Source organism: Bacteroides sp. OF03-11BH (genome assembly GCF_003604005.1).
GTDB classification, from domain to species: Bacteria; Bacteroidota; Bacteroidia; order Bacteroidales; family Bacteroidaceae; genus Bacteroides; species Bacteroides ovatus.
Map to the genome: position 1 here is coordinate 1 of NZ_QTMW01000038.1, position 25,950 is coordinate 25,950.

The window sequence follows — 25,950 nt, forward strand, 5'->3', positions numbered from 1 at the left end:
AAATTACAAACGAGAATATAGTAAAAAATATAATGCGTCTGCCCTGTTAATTACTACTATTAATTCGTTCTACCAAGGTTATTCTTTAGTTCTACCTTGGTTATCGTTTGGTTCGACCATGGTATTTGTTTAGTTCTACCTAGGTGGAACGAATTGTTATTTGCTACAAAAGTAGGTAGTTTATGTAAGAGAGAGGTGCTTTAATTGTAGAGTGGTTTCTTATTTGAATAAGATAACTAATTGAAGCCTGTCTATTTATATACATACGCTTTAATTATACAATCATCATTCTAAACATTTATGCCTCTCTCTTGTTATTTTCCGAAAAGTATTTGTACCTTTGTCATTGGAACGTAGCACGCCTTTGTGGTGTGCGATTGTGCGTTTCCTCGGCTAGTAGGAAATTGTAACGGATTTTTTAATGCATGCTGGGAAGACGCCTGTACTTCTATGACTTCTCATAGGGTACGGGCTGTCTGCCCGTATGCATTGGGTAGCCGTTACTACCTCCTACTAGCGGGATGTGACAGCTCCGTACTCTTTTATAATAAAAGGTACGGGACTAGTTAATATTATTAATCTAGTTCCGTTTTTTTATGTCAAATTGGCTCACAACAAAACAGATGTCTGAAAGACACGGCATCCAGGAGACGATTCTTAGAAATTGGGCAAATCTTGGATACATTACGAGTTCCCGAATCAACGATCAGTTGTTTTTGGATGATGAGAGTTTGGATGCTTATCTGGAAGCTCACAAAAGACTTGGTTTAGAAGCAGGTTACCTTTCTAAAATCGTAGAAGAAAAGAAACTGGAACGGGACTTTATCATTTCAAAATACGATGATCTACTATATGTATTGAGAACACAGAAGACTTGTAAACCTCTATATGAAATAATCATTCGTGAACTGGCAGCATTGATTCTTCACCCTGTTACCCGCGATATCTTCTATTCAATTTCTACAGGAGAATCAGTAGCGAAAGTGGCTGATCGGCATCGAATTACCTATGGGAAGACATTGCAAATGTATAACTCTATACTTAAAGGGTTGAATTTGAAGAAAGATATATTGGCTACTTATCGAAAGCGTGCTATCGATGCTCGTTTTTTATCTTTGGCAGACAATAATAAGAATATAAATGTTGGGCAGGAGGAGTGGATACTTCAATTGCCTGTTTGTAAAGTAGCTGATACTCGGCTGGCTAATGTCTTGTATAATCAAGATGTTCGAACAGTAAAAGACTTATTGGAAATCGTATCGGGAAGAGGTTGGAAAAGTCTGTTGAGAATAGAAGGAGTAGGAAAAACTTCCTACTATCATTTATTATCCAAACTTCAGATGATAGGTGTTGTGGATGAAAGTCTGGATCGGATTCTTGCCGGATGCTCTAATGGTAAGTTCGATAATAAATGACGGGTAGGACATAATTATGGAAAGAGAGATGATATAAAGAGGTTATTTTAAAGGAAAGATAGAAATTTCAACTTCTAAAATAGCCTCCTTATATTATATATGTATGAACATACGGTCTATCTCTCTGCCTCTATTGTATAAGTAAAGCTGTCTGCCCGATAATACCCGACGTTGTATTCAATAGGTACTCCGTTCACATCATAAACAAATCTTCTCCTTATTAATATAGGGTCATTGGATTTTATCTCCAGTTTCTCTGCAATAAATTCCCCTGCAAGTCTGGCTGAAATCTCCTCCTTGCTGGTCTTTACTACTATATTATATTGGGTTTCCAGCATTTCGTATAATGGGCGTGTATAATCTTCCTCTCCGGTTAGTGGAATATTGGGGTTGAAATAAGAGATGAAGTAAACAAACGGATATTCTTTTTTTCCTCTGACACGCTCCATCACTACACAGCGAGTGTCGGGATTGGAACCTAAATCAAAGAATGTGCCGATTTCTTCGGTTGGACGCTTTAAACTGATATGCAGCTCGAAATTGCGAATCTCGATACCTAACATCTTCATCTCCTGTGAGAAACTAAGCCAGTTCTTTACTCCGCCTACGATACCTTTCTTTACTACCTTCGTTCCGTAACCTTTCTTTCGCACCAAAAGCCCCTCAAACACGAGTTTGTTGATAGCTTGTCTTAATGTGTTCCTTGAAATGTGTAATTGTTCAGACAATTCGACCTCGTTGGGAAATAGCTTCCCGTTTTTGTACTCTTCAGATTCTATGAGTCTTCTTAGTATCTCTTCTGCCTGAATATGAAGCGGTTTATCACTATTATGATCTAATTTCATATCTATTCTGATTGGTTTATTTTCAGCAAATATAAGATTTATCAAAAAATAATCCAAGTTTTGTTTGGAATAAAAATAAAATCTATATATTTGCACAATTGAAAGTATGTATGAACATATAAAATTTAAAAACGCTATAAACATGAGAAAAGCTAATTATGATAAATTTCCTTCTACGAAGCTGACGGGGATGCTTGTTCAGGGTTGGGATAGTATCATTTCTATGTTAAAAAAGAAAATGGATGCAAGAAAAGTGCTGGCTGTGGATTTATATACAGGAGTATATGAAGAAGAAGTGCTGGATGCTTTTTCAAAAGAATTCTCCGGAAGAGTGATGAATGTACGTGATTTGATGAAACCGGAAAAAGAAATTCAAACGTTGACAGAACGCTTCATGACTGAAGATGTGTTATTCGGCTATGTTACCAATTTGAAGCTGGAAGATTATTTGGATGCGGATAAGGTGGCTGCTGCACGGAAGCAAATCAGTGAAGCAAAAGAAACCATTGTAATCATAGGTACGGGTGCTGCTGTTGTTGCTCCACAGGATGCGATGGTAGTTTATGCGGATATGGCACGTTGGGAAATCCAACAACGTTTCCGCCGGCATGAGGTAAAAGCTTTAGGTATAGACAATCGGAACGATGCTGTTTCTTTGCAATACAAGAGAGGGTATTTCAACGATTGGAGAGTATGTGATAGGTATAAGGAAAGATTGTTTGATAGGGTAGAATTCTGGATTGACACCCATGTGGCCGGGACACCGAAGATGATTGATAAGGATACTTTCTTTAAAGGGGTAGAGGCAACGGTGAACACACCGTTCCGGGTAGTTCCTTTCTTCGATCCGGCTCCCTGGGGTGGTCAATGGATGAAAGAGGTTTGCGACCTGGATCGTGAACGTGAAAATTTCGGCTGGTGCTTTGACTGTGTACCTGAAGAGAACAGCCTTTATTTTGAAGTGAACGGAGTACGCTTTGAGCTGCCTTCGGTTGATTTGGTTTTACTGAAAAGTAAAGAGTTGCTTGGTGAACCGGTGGAGGCACGCTTTGGAAAAGACTTCCCTATTCGTTTCGACTTTTTGGATACGATGGGCGGAGGTAATTTGAGTTTGCAGGTGCATCCTACTACTCAATTTATCCGCGACAGCTTCGGTATGTACTACACACAGGATGAAAGTTACTACATGGTAGATGCGGGAGAAGATGCCGTAGTTTATCTGGGAGTGAAGACGGGGGTTGATAAGGAGGCGATGATCGGCGATTTGCGTAAAGCACAAAAAGGTGAATTGGTGTTCGACGCAGAAAAGTACGTAAATAAGATTCCGACAAAGAAACACGACCACTTCCTGATCCCGGGAGGAACCGTTCATTGTTCCGGTGCCAACAGTATGGTGCTTGAAATCAGCTCGACTCCGAACCTCTTTACTTTCAAACTATGGGACTGGCAACGCTTGGGACTGGATGGAAAACCGCGTCCGATCAATGTGGAACGTGGTAAATGCGTAATCAACTGGAACCGGGATACGGAATATGTGAATGAACATCTTCGCAACCAGTTCAAGGAGGTTGCTTCCGGAGAAGGCTGGATAGAAGAACGTACCGGATTGCATCCGAACGAATTTATCGAAACCCGCCGTCACCGTTTCTCATCACCGGTATTGCATCATACAAACGATAGTGTAAATGTACTGAATCTGTTGGAGGGAGAAGAGGCCGTAGTTGAGAGTCCTACTCATGCTTTTGAACCTTTCGTGGTACATTATGCCGAAACATTTATCATTCCTGCCGGGGTGAAAGAATATACCATTGCCCCGTATGGTAAATCTGCAGGAAAAGAATGTGTAACAATCAAAGCTTACGTACGCTTTTAATAATGAAATAAATCATCTAATATCTTGAGAACTATGTATGAACATGATGAACGAATCGTAATGACGCTCGATGCGGGAGGCACTAATTTCGTGTTTTCAGCCATACAAGGCTGTCGCGAAATAGTGGAACCTATTTGCCTTCCGGCAGCGTCCGACGACTTGGAGCGTTGCTTGTCTGTTCTTGTAGAAGGTTTCCTGGAAGTTGAAAAACGATTGCCGAAACTTCCGGTAGCTATCAGTTTTGCTTTCCCCGGGCCTGCTGACTATGAGCATGGAATTATTGGTGACTTGCCTAACTTCCCGGCCTTCAGGGGAGGAGTGGCACTTGGACCTTATTTGAGGGAACAGTTTGGTATTCCGGTTTTTATTAATAATGACGGTAATTTGTTTGCTTATGGCGAAGCCTTGGCAGGCACTTTGCCCGAAGTGAATAAACGCCTGAAAGAAGCAGGCAGCAGTAAGGTATATAAGAACCTGCTCGGAATTACGCTGGGTACAGGGTTTGGTGCCGGAGTGGTGATTGACAGCCGGTTACTGACCGGAGACAACGGTTGCGGCGGCGACGTCTGGATTATGCGGAATAAGAAATATCCCGAAATGATCGCGGAAGAAAGTGTCAGCATCAGGGCTGTCAGGCGAGTATATCAGGAATTGACCGGAAAGGATGCTTCTTCTTTGACTCCCAAAGATATATATGATATTGCCGAAGGGACTGCAGAGGGAGATCAGCAGGCTGCTGTCCGGAGTTTTAACGAACTGGGAGAGATGGCCGGTGATGCTATCATCCGTGCATTGAATATTGTTGATGGCTTGGTAGTGATTGGCGGAGGAGTGGCTGGAGCGGCTAAATACATACTTCCGGGAATTATGAATGAGATGAATCGGCAGATTGGCACGTTTGCAGGAGCTTCTTTCCCTTGTTTGCAGATGGAGGTGTTCAATCTGTCCGAAAAAGAGGCATTTGATAAATTTCTGGAAGAAAAAGACAAGATGGTGAAAATACCATTTTCGGAGAGAGAGGTACATTATGCCTGTCACAAGAAAATAGGCATTGCTGTTTCTACATTAGGAGCAAGCAGGGCTGTTGCTTTAGGGGCTTATTCCTTTGCTTTGTCCCAACTTAATATCTTTATGATAACTCTTCTATTAATTCAAATATAAAATGTTATGAAACAATCTAATCTATTGAACGCGCAATTTGCCCGCCGGCTTTTCAGAACGGCATTTTCGAGTTGGCAATTATTGGCTGTTATGTTGATTGTTTGTATGAATGTGGCTGTTGGTTCCAAACTGTATGCGCAATCTAATACAATCGCAGTGAAAGGTAAGGTAATGGCAGACGGGGAACCCGTGATTGGGGCTACCGTGCTGGTGAAAGGTGTATCTACGGGTACGGCTACGGATATGGATGGAAATTTTTCACTGAATGTTGCTTCAAAAGCGGTATTGGTAGTTTCCTCAATAGGATATGAAACACAGGAAGTTCCGGTGAACGGCCGCCAGTTTATCAATGTGGTGTTGAAGTCGGACGTGGTTGCGTTGAAAGATGTGGTAGTAGTGGGCTACGGTGTACAGAAGAAAGTGAATCTGACAGGAGCTGTTTCTTCTCTTTCAACGGATGAACTGGAAGGAAAACCTATTGCCAACGTTCTGGAGGCTATGCAGGGAACTACTCCTGGTTTGGTTATTCAGCAGGGAACTTCTACACCGGGTAGCGTGCCTTCTATAAATATCCGCGGATTGAATACGATGAATAATAATGATCCGTTGGTGATAATTGATGGAATTGAAGGATCGCTGGCTAACCTGAATCCGGCGGATATTGAACAAGTCTCTATTTTGAAAGATGCTTCTTCTACTGCGATTTACGGTTCACGCGCTTCCAATGGTGTAGTGCTTGTAACTACAAAGAAAGGAAAAGCCGGTAAGGTAGAAATCTCCTATGATTTTATGTATGGTGTTCAGCAACCTACCTCGCTGCCTAAAATTGCGGATTCATGGGTATATGCGGAATTATATAATGAAGCGGCTGTTAATTCGGGAAGAGCTGCAAAATTCACTCCCGAGCAGATTGCGCAATATAGAAATGGTGGTCCGAATGTAAATTGGGTGAAAGAACTTTATAATCGTAATTCTCCTCAAAGTTCACACAATGTTTCGATGACAGGCGGTAACGATCAGTTGTCTTATATGGCTTCTCTGGGTTATCTGGATCAGAGTAGTATGTTCAAGGGACCTGATTATGGTTATAAACGCTACAATGCACGTCTGAATGTAAGCCATAAGGTGACGAATAACTTTACATTGAATTTGACTTCTCAATTTGCCCGTAATGACATTAAAGAACATGCTTACTGGACGGAATGGATTATCGAGCAGGCAAACCGTATGCCGCCGATTTACCCGATCAAGAATGAGGATGGCAGTTATAATTATCCTGCCGGAAGTAACTCAAACGGTTTGCAGCGTTTGGAAGAAGGCGGTTATCGCCAGAATGTGAATGATGAATTATTGGGAACCATACAAGCCGAATGGGAAGTATATAAAGGACTGAAACTGATCGGAAGTGCCGGTGGACGTGTTTGGAATAATAATTTGCATGAGAACCGGAAGGCCTTCGAAGGTACGGGAGATAGTGAAAATAAGTTGACCGAGCAATTCTATCGTTCTAAGAATATCACTACCAATCTTATGGTGACTTATAATACGAAAATAGGGAAACACTCTATCGGTGGATTACTGGGTTATGCTTATGAAGGTTTCTCTGAAAAACAATTCTCTACCAGTCGTTTGACGGAAGATTCTAAATACGACATTTTTGTAGGTGATTTGAGTGGTGATAAGGTAAGTAATACAGGTTCGGGAAGTGATTGGGCTATCTATTCCGGTTTTGCAAGAGCCACTTACAATTATGATGAGAAATATTTACTGGAATTTAATATCCGTAATGACTACTCTTCTTATTTTGCTAAAGGAAACCGTTCGGGAGTCTTCCCTTCTTTCTCTGCAGGATGGCGTATTTCGGAAGAAAAATTCTGGTCTGTATTGAAACCGTATGTTCCTTCTCTGAAAATCAGAGGTTCTTGGGGATTGGTAGGTAATAACCGGATTGGTGCTTATCAATATATGCAAACGGTGTCTGTAACTAACGGTATCAGCTTCGGAGATAAACTGGCACAGACTGCTACATTTGCTTCTGCAAATCCCGATCTGAAGTGGGAAACTACCCGTATGGCTAATATCGGTTTTGAATTGGGATTATTGAATAATGACTTGAATATTACTTTTGACTGTTTTAATAACCGCACAAAAGATATTTTGGTGAATTTACCGGTTCCCGGACTGTTTGGTAATGGTGCGCCTATTCAGAATGCTGGTAAAGTAGAAACGAGGGGATGGGAGTTGTCAGTGAGCTATCGCTTGAAGACTGGCCCAGTAGTGCATAACTTCTCCGGAAATATTTCGGATAGCTTTAATGAAGTAATAGATACACGCGGTACGGAAATTATCGGTGGTTCGGATGTACAGACCATTATTAAGGAAGGTTATCCTTTGTATTCTTATTATGCATATCGTTCAGACGGATTTTTCCAGAATGAGGAAGAATGTCAGAAAGGACCGCACCTGGAAGGTATTACACCGAAACCGGGAGATATCCGCTATCTGGATAAAAATGGCGATGGTGTGATTAAACCGGATGATGACCGCTTTATCGTAGGTAATGATTTTCCGAGATATACTTTCGGCTTTACTTATGGGTTGGAATATAAAGGCTTTGATTTCTCGATGATGTGGCAAGGAGTGGGAAGACGTAACAAATGGATGCGTGGTGAATCTGTTGAGGCTTTCCATAATAATAATGAAGGTCCGGTAATGGATTTCCATCAGGATCGTTGGACTCCGAATAATCCGGATGCTACTTATCCCCGTCTGACAATGGGAGCAGAATCGGCTAATAATGCTGCAAAATCAGATTTCTGGATTCAGGACGCTAAATATTTGCGTCTGAAAAATGCGCAGATCGGATATACTTTCCCACAGCAATGGATGAAAAAACTCTATGTCAAGAATTTGAGAATTTTTGCCAGCGTGCAGAATCCGTTGACTTTCACGAAGATGAAAGGTGGATGGGACCCGGAATATACCGGAGACGGCAGTGGTCGTGCTTATCCTGTGGCAAGAGTATATTCATTTGGACTTAATGTTAAATTTTAAACTGTACCGTGATGAAAACAACTATAAAGAATTTGATTTTATCTGCTGTTTTGGTAGTGGGCGGTGCCTCTTGTGTTGACTTGGATACGGCACCGTATGACAGAGAAACGGACTTGACTTATTGGGAAGAAGATCCTGAAGCAGCTGTCAAGGCGTTGAATAATTGCTATACGTATTTGGGAAATATGGACGAACAGCTTTATAGTGAAGCTATGACGGACAATGCATATACCAAACAACCTAATGATTTTACACAAAATATTGGTAATGGTTCATATTCTACAGCCGACTCTTACGTGAAACAGGTTTGGGACGGACGTTATACGGGTATCCGTATGTGCAACCAGTTGCTCGAAAATATTGACCGGGTTCCTGATTTAGATCCGGAATTGAAGAAACGTTATATCGGTGAGGCTAAAGTGCTTCGTGCTTATAATTATTATGAATTGTATACGAAGTTCGGAGATGTGCCTTATACAACGAAAGTGCTTTCTATTAAGGAAAGTATGTCTATCGCACGTACAGCCAAAGCCACTGTAATAGCGAATATACTGGCTGATTTGGATGAAGTGATTAACGGTAACTATTTGCCGACTTCTTATGATGCGGATAATAAAGGTCGGATTACCCGTTGGGCGGCAATGGCGATTAAAGCTAAGATCTATTTGTTTGAAGGTAATTGGACGCAAGTGAAAAATATCACTTCTACCATTATGACAGAGGGGGGCTTTAAACTCTTTGGAAGTTATGCGGGATTGTTTGAGATTGCTAATGAATACAACTCTGAAGTAATTTTGGATGCACAGTATCGTCCGACTAGTCGTGAACATCAGATGATGTATGTTTTCCTGCCGCCCACTTTGGGTGGATATTCCCAGCTTTCTCCTTTGCAGGAGTTGGTAGACAGTTATATTATGCTGGATGGAAAAACAATTAAAGAAACAGGAACATCGTTTGATGAAAGTCATCCGTATGCCAATCGTGACCCACGTTTGAAGGCAACGGTGATGTACACTGGAAACTCTTATACTTTGGCCGACGGAACAGAAGTTGTTATCAACTGTGAGAAAGGTGAAGGTAAAGATGGTTATGGGGTAGGTTCAGACTGTTCGGCTACCGGTTATTATATTAAGAAATATTGGGATAATACGTATCGTGCTACTCTTTATTCTGGTTTGAATCCGATTCTGATTCGTTACGCTGATATTTTATTGATGAATGCGGAAGCATTGGCAGAATTAGGTGAACTGGATAAGACGGCTTGGGATGCAACTATTAAACCCATTCGTGATAGGGCCGGATTTACACTTGCTTCAGCACTGGAATTCCCGGAGGGAGCTTCTAAAGATAAACTGATTGAGATTGTGCGGAACGAACGTCGTTCGGAACTGGCATTGGAAGGACATCGCCATAAAGATATTATTCGTTGGAGAATTGCGGACAATGTATTGAATGGATGGTGTCACGGACTAAAGACAAATGATGTGGTAGGTACGGATGATGGATACGTTCGGGTTGAAAACAGAACCTTTAATGCAAATAGACATTATTTGTGGCCTATACCACAGGCTGAACGTGACTTGAATGGTAATTTGGAGCAGAATCCGAATTGGTAATTGGTTAAACGACTCAAAAAGGAATGATTATGAAAAAGATATTATGGATATGTTCAGTACTTCTGGCAATGGTTTCATGTCAGGAAGATTATGAATTGAACACGGATTTTGCAGTCCCTACAGAATTAAGTTCCCCTGCTTCTATCCAGTTGAATGTGTCATCTCCAACGCCTGTTGTGTTGTCGTGGTCAGGAGGTGGTGCGGCAGATGGCGGAATTGTATTGTACGAGGTGCTGTTTGATAAGGCAGATGGTGATTTTTCAAAGCCGCTGGCTACGGTGAAAAGTGATTTGGGAGCTGCAACCAGTTTGTCAATCACTCATGCGGCTATTAATACGATTGCTAGAAATGCAGGCATTTATCCTTTGGAAACCGGAGATATAAAATGGACAGTAAACGCTTCGAAAGGTGGAGTGGTGAAGAGAACCGACAAGGTGGCTACCATCACAGTAACTCGTGGAGAGGGAATTGATAATATTCCGGCTGAATTGTATTTATATGGTTCGGCTACGGAGAACAGTGGACAGGGTGGAATTCCGTTCCGTTGTGTAGAAGAGGGCGTTTTCCAGATTTATACGAAGTTATCAGCAGGAAATATATCATTTAAGTCTGCTACTACAGGTGAAACATTCAGCTATTATATTGATGATAGCTCGAAGTTAAGAGAAGGGGAGGGCGAAACGGCTGTAACTGCTTCCGAAGAAGTAACCCGTCTGACAGTGAACTTTAATACAATGGCAATGACCACGGAAAAAATCGGTTCTTCTGTTCGTTGTATTTGGGGAGCAACATTTGGAGATATAGCTGTATTAGAGTATGCGGGTGATGGTAAATTTGTGGGAGAGGGTGATATCCGATTCCTTGATCCGTCCAAACCGGAAACCGGTGCTCCTGATTGGTTAAGTTGGATAGAAGAACGTTACTACTTTTTAGCAAAAGTAAATGGTGGTGATATGTGTTGGGGTAGAGGTGATGGCGTGAGTGCCGAACGTCCGGTAGGTGGAGAACCTGCTTCTTTCTATGCTTTGTATGAATTCCAATGGAGTCAGTGGGATCATCTTTGGAAAATGAAAGGTAGTCTGGATTATACGCATGCAACTATCACTATCGATACGAATTCGGATGGATTGATGATACATACATTTACTAATGTGACTCCGATTAATTAATAAAACTAAGTTATGAAAAAGATAAAGACTATTTTAGCTATTCTTCCGGCACTATTATTCTCCTGTGCCGGAGATGACGTAGAGAAATATATCCCGCCTACACCGATTGCTCCGTCAGAACCCGGAGAGGAGGTCGTTTATCATAAACGTGCCAAAGAGCAGTTTGACTTGATTAATCAGTGCTACCGGATCAATAGTGGGGCAACAGAAGGACTGTATAATGAAAATTATCCTAAGAAAGATGGGGATAATTCCGCTTCTTTCTTGTGGCCGTATGACGGACTGGTTTCCGGAGCAGCAGCTTTGCATGCTTTAGGTTATGATGTGAATTATGCGGATATGGTAGACCGGTTTGAAGTTTATTATCGTACTCCTAATGGAACTGTGGGTGGTTATGGCTCTCAAACCAATGGTACTACCGGTAGTGGAACACGTTTTTATGATGATAATTCTATTGTGGGGATTGAACTGGTAGAGGCCTTTAATTTGCTAAATAATCAAGATTATGTGACGAAAGCTAAAAGAATCGTTGAGTTCCTGCAAGCTGGTGAAGATGATACGTTTGGAGGAGGTCTTTGGTGGAATGAGGACCAGAAAGGACAGCAGGGAGTTGGTGATTCGAATAAACCGACATGTGCTAATGGATATGCAACGCTATTCTTGCTTGAATATCATTCTGTATGTCCTCAAGAGGAAAAAGCGGATGTTCTGGCTCTGGCAAAACGTTTATATGCTTGGACGTTGACTAACTTGCGTGATCCGGAAGATGGATGTTACTGGAATGATAAACAAGCAGACGGATCCATTAATAAAACAAAATGGACTTACAATACAGGTGTGATGATTTCTAACGGAGTCCGTTTATACAAAATAACGGGTGAGCAGACTTATCTGGACAGTGCCATTGCTTCTTCCGAAGGTGCGTATAATTATTTTGTACGTCCGCTTAATGGGCTGGCATTGGCTTATCCCGATCATGATCCTTGGTTCACAACAAAACTGATCCGTGCATTTATTGATATTGAGCCTTACTATAAAAATGCAGGCAATTATATCAAAACATTCATCAACTTCCTGGATTATGCATACGAAAATGCCCGTTTATCAAACGGACTGTTCTATGAAGACTGGACAGGAGCAACTCCAAAACGTGCTGAACAGTTGTTGATGCAGGATGCTGCGCTCGAATCTTTGGGAATGATTGCTTTGTACAAAGGAGAAACAGTGACAGAGGAATAGGATATGAATAGTAAAATTAGAAATATAGTTTTATTTGTATCGACGGTATTCGTGCTTCTTTCTTGTGCCGGAGAATCAAAAACGACTCCGAATAAAGATAAGGCAGAAGAAATGTTTCAGCGTGTTTGGGAACTCTACCGGGTTCCCAAATACGGCCTCTTCTCTGAATATTACCCAAGCAGTCATCGTCCTGATCTGACTTATTTTAATGATTCCACCCGGCAAGCGCAGGAAGTTTCTTATCTGTGGCCTATGAGTGGTGTCTTTTCTTCGGCAGTGTTGATGGCTGCCATCGAACCGGAGAAATATACGGTTTATGTCGATTCGATGGTGATGGCGATGGAACGTTACTATGATACAACGCGTGTTCCTTTTGGTTATCAGGCTTACCCTGTTCAGTTTGGAAAGGTAGACCGCTATTATGATGACAATGGTTTGGTGGGTATTGATTATATTGATTCTTACCTGGTAACTAAAAATCCTCATTATCTGGAGAAAGCGAAACAGGTATTGACCTTTATTTTAAGTGGCTGGGATGAGAACTTTGAAGGAGCTGTTTCCTGGCTGGAAGGAGTGAAAGATCAGAAACCTGCTTGTTCTAACGGGAAAGCGATGGTGTTGGCTTTAAAACTTTATGAAGCAACTAAAGATGAGTATTATCTGGAGGTGGGAAAGAAGTTCTATCATTGGATTGATAAATATCTGAAAGATCCGGAAAGAGGAGTCGTTTGGAATTCATGGTTAACAACGACTTCGGCAGTATGCCCGGATTTGTATACTTACAATACTGGTACTTTGTTACAAGCAGCTGTAGCTTTATATAATTATACGGGTGAGAAGGCATATCTGGATAATGCTAAATTTTTGGCAGAAGGAAGCTACAAAGTGTTTTTTAAGTATACGGAAGACGGTATTCCTTATATTGCAGATTTGCCTTGGTTTAATTTGGTTTTGTTTAGAGGTTATCACGATCTGTACAATGTTACGGGGGATTCAAAATATGTGGATACGATGATAAAAGGACTGGATTATGCTTGGGATCATGCACGTGATCAGGCGGGACTGATGTATCATGACTGGACAGGGCGGACTGATGAAAAACGTAAGCCGAAATGGTTATTGGATGCTTCGTGTGTGCCGGAATATTATGCACGTGTGGCAATAATTAAAGGAGAAGTTACAAACAGAAAAATGAAATAAATGATGAAATTAAAATGGATAGGTAGCCTGTTGATTCTGGCAGGTGTTGTAGGGTGCAAGACACCTGATCGTCCCAATCTTGTAGAATACGTAAATCCTAATATCGGAACTGTACATAGTCGTTGGTTCTTTTACACACCGGCTGCCGAGCCTTTCGGTTTGGCTAAGTTAGGTGCATCTACAAATGGTACGTATGGGAACAATCAAGGTTGGGAGGCCGTAGGTTATGAAGACGGTCATACTTCTATTGATGGCTTTCCTTGTCTGCACGAGTTTCAGATAGGTGGCATTGCATTAATGCCTGTAACGGGAGAAGTAAAAACAAATCCCGGAAAATTGGAAGACCCCGATAAGGGTTTCCGTTCCCGTTTTGATAAGAAAGATGAAACGGCGCGTCCGGGATATTACTCTGTATTATTAAAGGATTATCAGGTAAAGGCAGAACTTACCGCTACGGCTCGTGTCGGATTTCAGCGGTATATATTTCCCGAGTCGGAGAATGCCCATATTTTGTTTAATATAGGTAATCGTCAGGGAGAAAGTGGAGCTGTGCGTGATGCATATATCAAACAGATAGATGGAAATACTATTGAAGGTTATGTGATTACGGAACCGGAATACGTGAAGAAATATCAGGCAGGCGCTTCCGTTGCCATGTATTTTTATGCTAAATTGGATCGTGCACCGGAATCTGTCGAGGTATTCTATCAGGATAGTGCTTTGATGGCTCGTAATGAAATAAAAGGACCCGGGGCTATCATGTGTCTGAATTATAAAACAAAGAAAGATGAGGTAGTCAATGTAAAAATAGGTCTGTCGTATACTTCTATCGAAAATGCGAAAGTGAATTTGGAATCAGAGGCAAAAGACCTGACTTTTGATGAGGCTATGAAGGCGACCACGGATAAATGGAATGAGTCCTTGAGCCGCATATTGGTTTCCGGTGGTACGGAAGATAGCAAAATCAAATTTTATACCGGGTTGTATCATGCATTATTAGGTAGAGGACTTGCGAGTGATGTGAACGGGGCTTATCCTAAAAATGATGGTACCATCGGTCAAATACCTTTAAATAAAGATGGCAAACCGGAACATAATCATTATAATACGGATGCGGTTTGGGGAGCCTACTGGAACTTGACTTCTCTTTGGGCATTAGCGTATCCGGAGTATTATAATGACTTTGTAAACAGTCAGTTGCTGGTGTATAAAGATGCTGGTTGGCTGGGTGATGGTATTGCCACCAGCAAGTATGTTTCCGGGGTGGGAACCAACATGGTGAGTATCACTCTGGCGGGTGCTTATAACAGTGGGATTCGCAATTTTGATGTGGAAACAGCTTATCAGGCAGCATTGAAGAATGAACTGGGCTGGGAAGGACGTATTGAAGGTGCGGGCAAAATGGATGTGAAACAGTTTGTTGAAAAAGGTTATGTGCCTTATGAAAATAGTGTTTATTTCGGCACGCATCCGGAAGGTTCCAGTTTCTCCGTATCTCATACATTGGAATATAGTTTTAGTGCTTATGCAGTGGCTCAATGGGCAAAAGCCTTGGGACGTACGGAAGATTATAAACGTTTGATGGAACTTTCTGCCGGTTGGGAGAAGTTATTCGATGATTCGTTGAAGATGATTCGTCCGAGAGTGCCTAGTGGTGAGTTTATTGATAACTTTGATCCATTGGAATCATGGAGAGGATTTCAGGAAGGAAATGCGATGCAATATACTTTCTTTGTTCCACAAAATCCGGCGCGTTTGATTGAAAAGGTTGGAAAAGATGAATTTAACAACCGGTTGGATTCTATCTTTACGGAAGCTCGTAAGTCGATCTTTGGCGGTGGAAAGGTTGTAAATGCCTTCTCGGGTTTACAGAGCCCTTATAATCATGGAAATCAGCCTAGTCTTCATATTTCCTGGTTATTCAATTTCTCCGGTAAACCTTACCTGACACAGAAATGGACGCGCTTGATTTGTGATGAGTTTTATGGAACAAACGGAGAGCATGGTTATGGCTACGGTCAGGATGAAGATCAGGGACAATTGGGAGCTTGGTATGTGATGGCGGCAATGGGATTGTTTGATGTACAGGGCGGTTCTTGTGAACGGCCGACTTTCCAGATTGGCAGTCCGTTGTTTGATAAGATTGAAATCAAACTTAGCCCGATGAATGCGACGGGAAAAACGTTTGTGATTGAAACGACTGGTAATACACCGGATGCCTATTATGTACAGTCTGCTACGTTGAACGGTAAACCGCTGGAACAATGTTGGATGTACCGGGATGAACTCTATAAAGGTGGAACATTGAAACTCACAATGGGTAATCAACCGAATGAAAAATGGGGAGTGGAAAATCCGCCTCATTGTTCTGAATAAACAGCTTATTTACCTCGGTGCCGATGTCGCTTGACAATGGCACCGGGGATTCTACATTTTATAATATAGTGAGTTAAACATGAAAACACAAAACTCTATTTATGCCGCCCTTCCTGTTCTCTTCGGGTTCTTTGTAATGGGCTTCTGTGATATAGTCGGTATTTCGTCCGATTATGTTCAACGTACTTTCAACTGGTCTCCTGTGATGACGGGATTTGTTCCTTCATTAGTATTTATCTGGTTCCTGTTTTTGGGTATTCCTATTGGAAATCAGATGAACAAATGGGGACGTAAAAATACAGTTTTACTTAGTATGGGAATAACGGTAGTGGGTATGCTGCTGCCATTAGTCGTTTATAACAGTGCGACTTGTATGATAGCTTATGCTCTTTTGGGAATTGGCAATGCCATTTTACAGGTTTCACTGAATCCGTTATTGAGTAATGTGGTAACCAGTCAACGTTTATTGACCAGTAGCTTGACGGCAGGGCAGGTAATCAAAGCTGTATCTTCTCTCGTTGGGCCGGAGATTGTATTGTTGGCTGTAGCCCACTTTGGAGATGACAAATGGTATTATTGCTTCCCGATATTAGGCTTTATCACGTTATTATCCGCTGTTTGGTTGATGGCTACCCCTGTTAAGCGGGAAGATTCCAATGCTGCAACCCAACAACTTTCTATCAGTGATACTTTTTCTTTGTTGAAGGATAAAACGATTCTATTGTTGTTTTTGGGTATCTTTTTTATTGTGGGGGTGGATGTTGCCACCAATTTCATCAGTTCTAAGTTGATGGCAGAACGTTTTGACTGGACGACAGAACAAGTGAAGTTTGCTCCACAAGTTTATTTTTTAAGTCGTACGGTAGGTGCTTTATTGGGTGCTTTCTTGTTGGCACGTATTGCTGAAATAAAATATTTCCGTGTGAATATTGTTGCCTGTATTTTCTCTTTATTTATTCTGGCCTTTGTAAAAAATGATATGGTGAATCTGATTTGTATCGGTGCTGTCGGTTTCTTTGCGTCATCCGTATTTTCTATCATTTATTCGATGGCTTTACAGGCAAGGCCGGAAAAAGCAAACCAAATTTCAGGATTGATGATTACTGCTGTTGCCGGTGGCGGAGTAGTTACCCCGGTGATTGGGTTTGCAATAGGAACAGTAGGTGTTATTGGAGGCGTTTTTGTTACTTTAGCTTGTGTGTGTTATTTGACTTATTGTGCTTTTGGGGTGAAGACCGCGAAAGCGTAGTATTATTGCGGAGAAGATGCTATCTTCGCCCGAATCCTACTTAGCGACTGCGGAGTTATCCACAAGTAAGACGCTATATGTTTTAAAGGTACATATTGCAATAATTCAGGAGTCTCTTTGATAAGGTTGAGATAGCGTTCTTTAGCCCGTGGGCTTCCCGAGCTGATAAGCCAGTTCTCCTGTTGAAGAAACTGATGATCCATGAGGCGGAGCCCCAAATTAGCGAGTCCGATGGATGAGGCGAATAGCTGATTCAGGGCTGTTCGGGAAATACAATAGGCCACACTGTCACACATGACCTCAATATTTATTAATGAGTAGGCATTATCTACATAGCCCCAGACGGAGAAAGCAGCTTCTCCGTCTGAAGCAAACCAGATGGTAGTATCCACTCCGTCTTTATGATAATAGGCTCGCCATATTCCTGTCTTGATAAAATAAAGATTACAGTTCTTTGTCCCCTCGCGTACTATTAAATCTCTCTTTTTGAAATGTACCTCTTCCATACAGTTCAGTAGAGACTGTACATAGGTTTCTGATACCTTGTATCTATCGCAAAGTTTTTCAATGAATGTTCTCATATTGCAAAGATACTTATCGTCGGCAGACAATGAAACGATCTTTCAAATAAATTCCGAAAATATAGAAAGTGGTTAATAACTCTGCCAATGGTACGGCTAGCCAGATACCCGGTATACCCAATACCGGAGGGAGCGCAAAGAATCCCATCAACATAAATACGACTCCCCGGAGAAGAGTGATAATTGTTGCTCGCTGACCTCTTTCGACACTCTGATAATAACCAATGCCAATCATGTTGACGGCAAAGAAAATGAATCCTACTCCGAAATAAGGAAGCCCGTTTACTGCTATATCAAATGCAGCGTAGCTGCGGTCAATGAATAACGAAACGATGTCTTGGCAGCATAGTACGGTAAGAATGAAAAAGCTGATACCGCAGATTAAAGCGGTCCGAATGGCGAGATGTAGTGTCTTTCGTACACGCTCGGGTTGTCCGGCTCCGAAGTTATAGCTGATAATCGGCTGTGCGGATTGTGCAATGGCATTATAGACCATGAAGATGATAGGGAAGAAGTAACAGGCAATACTGAATGCTGCCACTCCGTCTTCACCGAGATGGCGGATGAAAACGTAGTTCCCCAGAAACATCATACAGGCAATGGAGGCTTCACTGATAAAAGCAGAACTTCCCAGTTTAATCATATAACCGATGTTGCGAAGAGTCAGTAACAGACTTTTGATACTTAACTTTATCCGGCATAGATGGAGGGTACGAGAGAAGCGGAGTAAGTAAATCAGTGTCATCAACCCTCCCACAACAGTCCCCAGACTGGTGGCAAAAGCTGCTCCCATTATTCCCCAACCAAATTCGAAGATGAATATATAATCCAGTATGATATTGAGTATGGCTGCAACCGCATTACACATCATGGCATAGGTGGGTGAACCGTCCAGACGGATGCAGAACATACCTATATTTAAGACTTCGTAGAATACGAGAAAAGGAATGTACCATGCCATATATTCTACAGCTAACGGCAACAATCGGTCCGAACTACCTAATAATCTGGCTAATGGCTCTATAAAATAAAGGCACAGAGCAGACAGGATAAGTATGAGCAATGCGGAAAAAGCAATTGCCTGAGTGATATTAATACTTGCTACTTTGCGTTTTCCCTGAGATAAATGAATGGAAGCCACCACCGAAGCTCCCACTCCGAACATCAGTCCGATACCCGCTGCGATCATAAAAAGCGGTGCAGTGATATTTACTGCCGCCAGCGCGTCACTGCCAATTCCTTTTCCTACAAATATCCCGTCCGTAATAACGAACAGAGCCGAGAATACCATCCCAAGTACCGTAGGAATTAGTAACTTACGGAACAACGTGGAGATGTTCATACTGCCGAAATCAATACTATCTTTCATAACTTTCTACCTTTGTCGTTGAAAATGGCGACAAAGGTAGGGTTATGGGAGGAGATAAAAATTACCATTTGGTAATTTTTATCTCTATATTTAATAGCGAAAAGAATCTCTTATGTATATTCTATCAATTATTTGAGCATGTTGAAATCCTTTATTCCAAAAACTTCAGTGGATATTTCACCCAACCAACCGCTTTTACTATTAACACCCACTTGTACTTTGATAAAATCAATGTACTTCAGGTTTGCATCCTTACCGTCGAAAGTTACAGCATGGGATATCTTGAAATGATTGTCAGACGGTCCGGCATTATAGTTGTCATCATCTGTCAGACGATCAATGGCACTGAAATTATCAGCATATCCCCATTCATAACTATCATTTACCCAATAAGTACCATTACCGGATTGATCGTAATTACGCTCTTTCAGGCGAGTACCTCGCAAAGTATATTGTTTTTCCTTTACCCAGGCGGGAAAATAATAATCTTGCCGGTGAAAAGCACCCAGATAATCAATAGACCCACTTTGACCATGATTGTCTGTCCATGGGGTGGGAAGCTGAATACCAGTTGGTTTATGATAGGTGACGGCATAGTCCTGCCAGGTTTCGGCTTTCCCATATTCGGATCCGCGCAATTCATACCAAGTGTCATTAGGTAACCCATCACCATTTTCGTCCTGCATTACCCATACAATTCCCGGTTCTGACGAACCATCAAAAGCGTTTCCTGTAATAGCAATGTTGTAATCTCCATCATTCACGATACTATGATCGAATCCAACGATGATGTATCCACCGAATCCGCCTAGGGAAACATAAGCCGTCTGATTGATTCGTTCTTCTGCATAGGTGCAGGCTTCTGCCATAGTTGTTGTAGTATGATTCTCATTGATGAATTGACCGGGAGCCGGTAAATATTCATATACTCTGTTCATTGACGCAGAACTTGTGGCGCTAATCTTCCGCTGGTATGTTCCTGCGGGAGGGCAAACATTGACTTTTAATGTTTGCGTAGCGAGTATATATGAGTTCTTCATTTCGACCTTTACCGTGTGTTCTCCCTGCTGCTCGGATGTAAACAGATAAGTATCATTTTCTCCGGATTGCACTTGTTCATTGTCCACGGTCCATGTATAGACTGCATCCAGTGCATTATTCACGTCAACCGGTTTGATACGGATAGTTCTGCCGGCTGACATGTTATATTCCGTTTGCAGGAATGTCCAGTTGAAATCTACTTGATCCGGTGAACAAACTTCTACTTTGAAAGTTACTTCGTCATCGCCATCTTCATTGTGAGTAGCAAAACGAACCTGATATTCGCCAAGCTCGATTGTGGGGAGAGTACAGGTTAATTCGCTCGAAATATCTTCACCGTTTATTTGCCAGGAGTAACTGGTTTCCAGAAAAGAATCTACTATAGGTGTAATGGTTAGTTCAGAGCCTTGAAGCACTTTGAAACCTTTGTCGGCATCCGCAATAGAGATAGTAGGTACATCAAGTTGAAAGACATCGATACGTATCTCCTTTTCTGTTGTCCCTCCGGCATTGGTGGCAGAAATCAGAATGAAATACCTGCCTGCTTCATCGGCTGAAAATGCCAGGGTGGAAGTGGTACAGATACTCTTTCCATCTATTGTCCAGTTAAAGGTCGTTTCCGAATCGGTATTTTCATAAACAGGAGCGATGGTTATCTCCCGACCAATTTTTGTTTTATAGATGGGGGATTCTTCTTTCAGGGTAATGACAGGAGCGGAAAGAAGAGGAGAGTCCTCCTCTTCTTTCACGCATGATATTAATGCTAACAGAACAAATAAAAAAAGTATAATATGTTTCATTAGAATCTCACTGCTACATCATCATAAGCAAAATAGGCAGGTTGGCTGAAACCATATCCGTTATCATTACTTCCAGTGACATTAAAGTCTATTTTGACCACTTTGCCTAATGCGGATAAATCCCATTTTGTCCATTCAAGTATATTACCCTCGGCTCCAACCAAATAAAATTCCGGACGTGTAGCTACTTCTTTTCCATCTTCATCATAACCGATAGCAACCAGTTTCACCCAATCATCTTTGCCTGCGGGTGCGGTCAAACCGTTACCGTTGGCCACACAGTTGGCTAGGTAGGTCGTCATAGTCACATACATGTGGTCAACTACACGAGCAACTCCGTCTCCAAAGTAAATATAGGGTAATGGACCGTTGGCATATCCGGAATTGTCTGCATAGCCGTAATGTACGCAGAAGTTTTTGGAACCATTATGTCCTCCAAAACCAGTTTTTGCATCCTGATAATAAACCGCTAGTTGGTGCTGGAAGTCTCCATGAGTAAGATCCATATCCAGATAATTGGAAATTGCGTGTCCGCCACCCCAGTATTGGTAATCACCCCATCCGTTAGGAAGTTCGGAAGCAAGAAAAGTATTGTTTGCATCACTCCAGTTATAGAGTTGGTTATTCTTAGGATAAAGTAGTGAGCCACCATATTGTTGGCTGTCAATTAATGATGACCAGTTTCTTTCTCCTACCATGTTAGCATCACCTTTATAATCAACATCCTCGAATGTCAAGAAGTGTGCTTCACGCACTGCTCTTAATTGCATTTTTATTACTTTACCGAAAGCTTTGGACGGAGTGACAAGTATTTTAAGTTCACCATCTTTGACATCATCACCTGAAACTGCCGGAGCTGTGATTCTTAAGTCTTTATCATTAAGAACCGCTGTCCATCCTTGCGGAATAGCAATTAATGTTGCGTCGTCTATATTGGCAGTTGTAAGAAGATACGTCCTTGTTTCATTAGACGAGAACAAGGTATAATCCCTATTGGCAATGTCAAATGTATATGTTTCCCCTTTGGGCAATGTGAACGACGTTCCATCTGCAAGAGTAACTAGTACATGATTGTCATTAACTGTAACAGATTTGAAGAAAGAGTCTCCGTCTTGTCCTTCCGCTTTCACAGGTTTGCCGTCTGTTCCGTTAATGCGTTTGGCTCCTTCGCCTGTATCAACGGTCCAGTATCCGTCACTGTCAACTCCCATAACTGGAGTTGTACCCGTCACTTTTAACTTGTTAGTTGCATCCGGCAGCCATTCTGTAGTACCGTTGGTAGTAATGGTCCAGTAATATATTCCGTCTTCGTCAGCTTTCACTCCAATCACAGGAGCATCTGTACCATTCTTTCCATTTTTGATAGATACGGTGCTTCCATCACTGAAAGTTAATGTGTAGCCATCAGATGTCTGTTCCGTGTTGGTGATTACTTTCCCTTGATTTAATGCGTCTACCAAACTCTGTAAAGTTGTAATTTCAGAGTTCATTTTCTTGACTGTTGTTTCTAGTGTTTCTACTCGTCCGTCGAGATCATTGACTTTATCCCAGAGATCATCGTCATTGTAGCAACTGCATACCGTAATGATAGTGAGCAGTAAAAATAGAATTTTCTTCATTGCTTTTGTTTTTAATTAGTAATAGTGATATGAATTATTGAATCGCTTTTAGTTTCTTATCTGTAAAGGCAATATGTGCCGGAATGTCCCCCGTGATGACTGACCATTTCTTTTTTCCATCCCGGGAGAAACAGTATAATGTGCCGGGAGTCACATAGTCTTTGGCATCGGTGACGAAGAATTCACCTGTTTCCGGATTGATTGCTATTCCATAAGGTATCTTGATAGATTTTTCCGTACCATCTGTAATAAAATTGCGGGTATCAGTTTTCTTTGTTTTTGTATTATAGATGGCGTAAGAGACTGTCCAACTGTTGGTATAATAACTCCATTCTGTACTGTATACATACAGTGAATCTCTGCAAATAGCCATTTCTGTATTGGGAAGAAGCGGTAATTCTTCGATTACTTTATCGGTATTGGAATCTATTACAAATGTTTCGGAGTAAGTGTCATAATAATCTCCCCGGGATGAGACATAAATATTTCCGTATTGGTCTAATTCCATTCTATGCAAATTGATTCCCACATCAATGGTTTTGATAACTTTGAATGTGTTCAAGTCGATGACGGATACCGTGCGGTCATAATTAGGTACGCGATACCCGCCGGAGTTGGCTACATAGAGTTTGTTGCCCACAATCACCATTTCTTCCGGCTGGTAGCCGACCACACAGGTATCCTTGACAGTCAGTGTGGTAGTGTCAACACGTGCTACATACCCCAGTCTGGCGTTGGGATCTATTTTGACAGGGCCTGCATACGAACTGACGTATGCATATTTATCTTTAAAGACGATATAACGGCAATTAGGTATGGAAATTTGCGTGATGTGTTTTGCTGTTTCTACATTCATCACTTCTACGAAATGAGAACAGTTGATGATGGCATATAACTTATTTCCATAGATTTGGATATCATTTCCCACATCCCCCAATTCTTGTACGACTCCCGGGTTCCGTTCCGCATAGATATTCTTATGATAGATACCGGTTTCGTAATCAAAGTAATCAAGGGTAGCCTTGTTGCTTCCCATATTTCCTTCATTGAGTAGAAAGAAACCTTTGACAGAGGTACCGCTTACTCCGGGAGTAACTTGGTTGGGAGTTGACGGAATAATGCGTTCATCTTCGCGACAAGAAGTCGATAGAAGAACAAGACAGATAATGATGGATAGAACAGATATTCTCATAACATGACGTTTAATTTGATTTTAAAACTTGTACCGGGCATAGGATAGCATTGCACTACTTCATATTGTTGATTGAAGATATTATTAATTTCTGCCGTTACACGTATTCCCGTTTTCTCCCATTGAAAAGTTTTGGATAGAGAAAAATCGTGGGTATACCAGGGCTGTGCATAGTTCTCCGGAATATTGGCGACTGCTTCATAGCGTTCACCTGTATAAATGAAACTATAGTTGCAGGACCATGTTTGATAACTTCCATTGAGGATGATGGAACCTCCATGCCAAGGTATATAAGGAATCTGACCTCCATACCATTCACTGGTAGGGTCGGTAAAATCCTGTGCCTTTTGATAGGTGTAATTGAAGAGAGTGCTAAGTTCCACCTTTCCGAAGCCCCATTCTCCTCGTATGGCTGCGTCTAATCCCCGAATTTCCACATGTCCGAGATTAATCATAGTCCAACGGAACTGGTTGGAGGTAGGCATGGCAATGATTTTATCATCTACTTCATTATAGTAACCATCTATTTGTAAGTCCAGGCTTTTCAGCCAATGGTTATTCCAGGTGTGAGAGAAAGTGATACCCACATCGTATTGGGTGGTATATTCTGGTTTTAAGTCCTTATTGCCTATAAAAGTATAATACAAATCATTGAGAGTTGGCATGCGAAAGACTTTCTTATAAAAGGCCCGTACATTCAGAGGGAGCTTGGTCAATGGTTGCCAGGTGGCTATGACAGACGGAGTGTATTTGTTTTTGGTGCCTGCATTGGCTCCTTTGGTACGTGTATTGTCGTCGACATGAGTATATAACAGGCTCGCCTGCAACATGAGGCGGTTGAAATCAAAGGACGTGGCAGCAGAAGTCAGGATTGTATTACGGGTTGGATAGACAAAATCTATGAGATCGGCCCGTAATGTATTCCATTGGAAATCGTTGGATAATGACATACTCCACCAGGGATAGATGGTGAATAAATGGGCGGCCGAAGCATAGATTTCTTGCTGTCGGTAGTAATTGTCTACGTACATGGTGGTGACATCCAGTCTGGGATCGGATAAATAGTGGAGATAGTCATAAGCATATTTTCCGTTGGCTAGCAGACTGTACCAAGGCTTAAAATAGTTTTGAAAAGAGCCTTGCACAAACAGATTGGTATCCCACTGCCGGTCCTGATGGCGAAACTTACCCGGTTCTTCTCTTACCGCAGCTCCGGGGTATCCCCGTTCCGAATTGTATAGGTATGCTTTGGCTTTCCATTCTCCTTTGGGGACTTTTCCGAAGAATGCATTCTCCAAACGTAACATTCTTACGTCTCCATTTTGACGAACAGCTGTTGTGTCGTAACCATCTTTCTTGGCGTATGTGAATTTATATCGTCCTGATGTATACATATACTCCGTACTGATGGAACTGCTTATTCGTTCGTTGAAACGATGTTCCCAAAGTAGTGACGGATTGATGGTAGAGAATGAACCGCCTTTCACCCCGATGTTCAGATTGTTTTTCTTTTCCCCTTTGAATAGGGGTTTTCGTGTCTGCATATATATGGCACTTGCGGAACTATAATCTTTGGCAGGTTGGAAGATGGCACTTTTTTGACCATTATATAGTGAAATGACTTCCATATTATCTAATGAAAAACGGCCTAGATCGACGACTCCATTTTGCGCATTTCCTAATTCAATACCATCGTAAAATACTCCGACATGATGACTGCCCATACTTCGTATATTGACGGTTTTTAGTCCTCCAATACCTCCGTAATCTTTTATCTGTACTCCGGAAAAGTAGCGCAAAGCATCAGCAACGGAGTAAACATTGAGCTTCTCAAGTTCTTTGCCGGACAGAATCTGTACAGGAGACATCTTTTTTTGCATCCGGTTGCTGTAGATAGTAACTTCTTTGAGTTTGAGAAGTGTATCAGACAGAGAAGTCTGATGCCGAACCCTGGACTGGGAAATGGCCGGTAATGTGGTAAATAGAGATAGAATCAAACATAATATCCACCGTAAATGGATATAATGCTTATTGTATGAATGGACTTGAATAGAAAGCATGTCTTTTATTTTATAGGTATAAAAAATCCGTTTGTTCAGATCTGAATTCAATCTACACAAACGGACATATAGCTATTATACCAAATAAAAG

Annotated in this window: 17 protein-coding genes; 10 read left to right on the forward strand and 7 right to left on the reverse strand. The window is 41.6% G+C overall.

Going from position 1 to position 25,950, the window contains the following annotated elements; translation table 11 throughout:
- Positions 1-623 precede the first annotated feature (623 nt).
- Entirely contained in the window at positions 624-1,415 is a 792-nt protein-coding gene (locus DXA54_RS20975; RefSeq protein ID WP_117512109.1) for a hypothetical protein, read from the forward strand.
- A 116-nt stretch (positions 1,416-1,531) separates the two neighbouring features.
- Here the strand turns inward: DXA54_RS20975 and DXA54_RS20980 are convergent, their stop codons facing one another.
- Positions 1,532-2,260: a GntR family transcriptional regulator gene (locus DXA54_RS20980; protein ID WP_004321898.1), complete on the reverse strand. Its 729-nt coding sequence runs from the start codon at positions 2,258-2,260 to the stop codon at positions 1,532-1,534.
- A gap of 142 nt (positions 2,261-2,402) precedes the next feature.
- Here DXA54_RS20980 and DXA54_RS20985 point away from each other — a divergent pair, with 142 nt between their 5' ends.
- From DXA54_RS20985 to DXA54_RS21025, 9 genes are all read left to right on the forward strand, one after another.
- Complete coding sequence (locus DXA54_RS20985) at positions 2,403-4,133, forward strand: class I mannose-6-phosphate isomerase (protein ID WP_032852856.1); 1,731 nt, start codon at positions 2,403-2,405, stop codon at positions 4,131-4,133.
- 33 nt (positions 4,134-4,166) lie between these two features.
- Positions 4,167-5,294 (forward strand): ROK family protein, encoded by a 1,128-nt coding sequence (locus tag DXA54_RS20990; RefSeq protein WP_120080587.1) that lies wholly within the window; start codon positions 4,167-4,169, stop codon positions 5,292-5,294.
- A gap of 6 nt (positions 5,295-5,300) precedes the next feature.
- Complete coding sequence (locus DXA54_RS20995) at positions 5,301-8,348, forward strand: SusC/RagA family TonB-linked outer membrane protein (RefSeq protein WP_120080589.1); 3,048 nt, start codon at positions 5,301-5,303, stop codon at positions 8,346-8,348.
- An 11-nt stretch (positions 8,349-8,359) separates the two neighbouring features.
- On the forward strand, positions 8,360-9,964 hold the full coding sequence (locus tag DXA54_RS21000) for a RagB/SusD family nutrient uptake outer membrane protein (RefSeq protein WP_008650198.1): 1,605 nt from the start codon (positions 8,360-8,362) through the stop codon (positions 9,962-9,964).
- 29 nt (positions 9,965-9,993) lie between these two features.
- A complete protein-coding gene (locus tag DXA54_RS21005; protein WP_032852857.1) occupies positions 9,994-11,133 on the forward strand; it encodes a SusE domain-containing protein in 1,140 nt (379 codons plus the stop codon).
- Positions 11,134-11,145: 12 nt separating this feature from the next.
- Positions 11,146-12,372, forward strand: coding sequence for a glycoside hydrolase family 76 protein (locus DXA54_RS21010; RefSeq protein ID WP_008650202.1), 1,227 nt, complete (start codon positions 11,146-11,148; stop codon positions 12,370-12,372).
- Between the two features lie 3 nt (positions 12,373-12,375).
- Positions 12,376-13,572, forward strand: a complete 1,197-nt coding sequence (locus DXA54_RS21015; RefSeq protein ID WP_008650204.1) for a glycoside hydrolase family 76 protein — start codon at positions 12,376-12,378, stop codon at positions 13,570-13,572.
- On the forward strand, positions 13,573-15,948 hold the full coding sequence (locus DXA54_RS21020; protein WP_008650213.1) for a GH92 family glycosyl hydrolase: 2,376 nt from the start codon (positions 13,573-13,575) through the stop codon (positions 15,946-15,948).
- 79 nt (positions 15,949-16,027) lie between these two features.
- Positions 16,028-17,197: an MFS transporter gene (locus tag DXA54_RS21025; protein WP_074559455.1), complete on the forward strand. Its 1,170-nt coding sequence runs from the start codon at positions 16,028-16,030 to the stop codon at positions 17,195-17,197.
- Positions 17,198-17,199: 2 nt separating this feature from the next.
- Here the strand turns inward: DXA54_RS21025 and DXA54_RS21030 are convergent, their stop codons facing one another.
- The 6 genes from DXA54_RS21030 to DXA54_RS21055 form a co-directional block, all read right to left on the reverse strand.
- Positions 17,200-17,778: a Crp/Fnr family transcriptional regulator gene (locus DXA54_RS21030; protein ID WP_008650215.1), complete on the reverse strand. Its 579-nt coding sequence runs from the start codon at positions 17,776-17,778 to the stop codon at positions 17,200-17,202.
- A 13-nt stretch (positions 17,779-17,791) separates the two neighbouring features.
- Positions 17,792-19,147, reverse strand: a complete 1,356-nt coding sequence (locus DXA54_RS21035) for an MATE family efflux transporter (protein WP_008650216.1) — start codon at positions 19,145-19,147, stop codon at positions 17,792-17,794.
- A gap of 128 nt (positions 19,148-19,275) precedes the next feature.
- Positions 19,276-20,988, reverse strand: a complete 1,713-nt coding sequence (locus DXA54_RS21040; RefSeq protein ID WP_120080591.1) for a PKD-like domain-containing protein — start codon at positions 20,986-20,988, stop codon at positions 19,276-19,278.
- Positions 20,988-22,607, reverse strand: coding sequence for a PL29 family lyase N-terminal domain-containing protein (locus DXA54_RS21045; RefSeq protein ID WP_120080593.1), 1,620 nt, complete (start codon positions 22,605-22,607; stop codon positions 20,988-20,990). The genes DXA54_RS21040 and DXA54_RS21045 overlap by 1 nt, the downstream gene beginning before the upstream one ends.
- A gap of 34 nt (positions 22,608-22,641) precedes the next feature.
- Positions 22,642-23,799, reverse strand: a complete 1,158-nt coding sequence (locus tag DXA54_RS21050; RefSeq protein WP_120080606.1) for a DUF5074 domain-containing protein — start codon at positions 23,797-23,799, stop codon at positions 22,642-22,644.
- The gene (locus DXA54_RS21055; RefSeq protein WP_120080608.1) at positions 23,796-25,859 is read right to left on the reverse strand and encodes a TonB-dependent receptor; all 2,064 of its coding nucleotides are present in this window, start codon (positions 25,857-25,859) and stop codon (positions 23,796-23,798) included. The genes DXA54_RS21050 and DXA54_RS21055 overlap by 4 nt, the downstream gene beginning before the upstream one ends.
- Between the last annotated feature and the right edge of the window lie 91 nt (positions 25,860-25,950).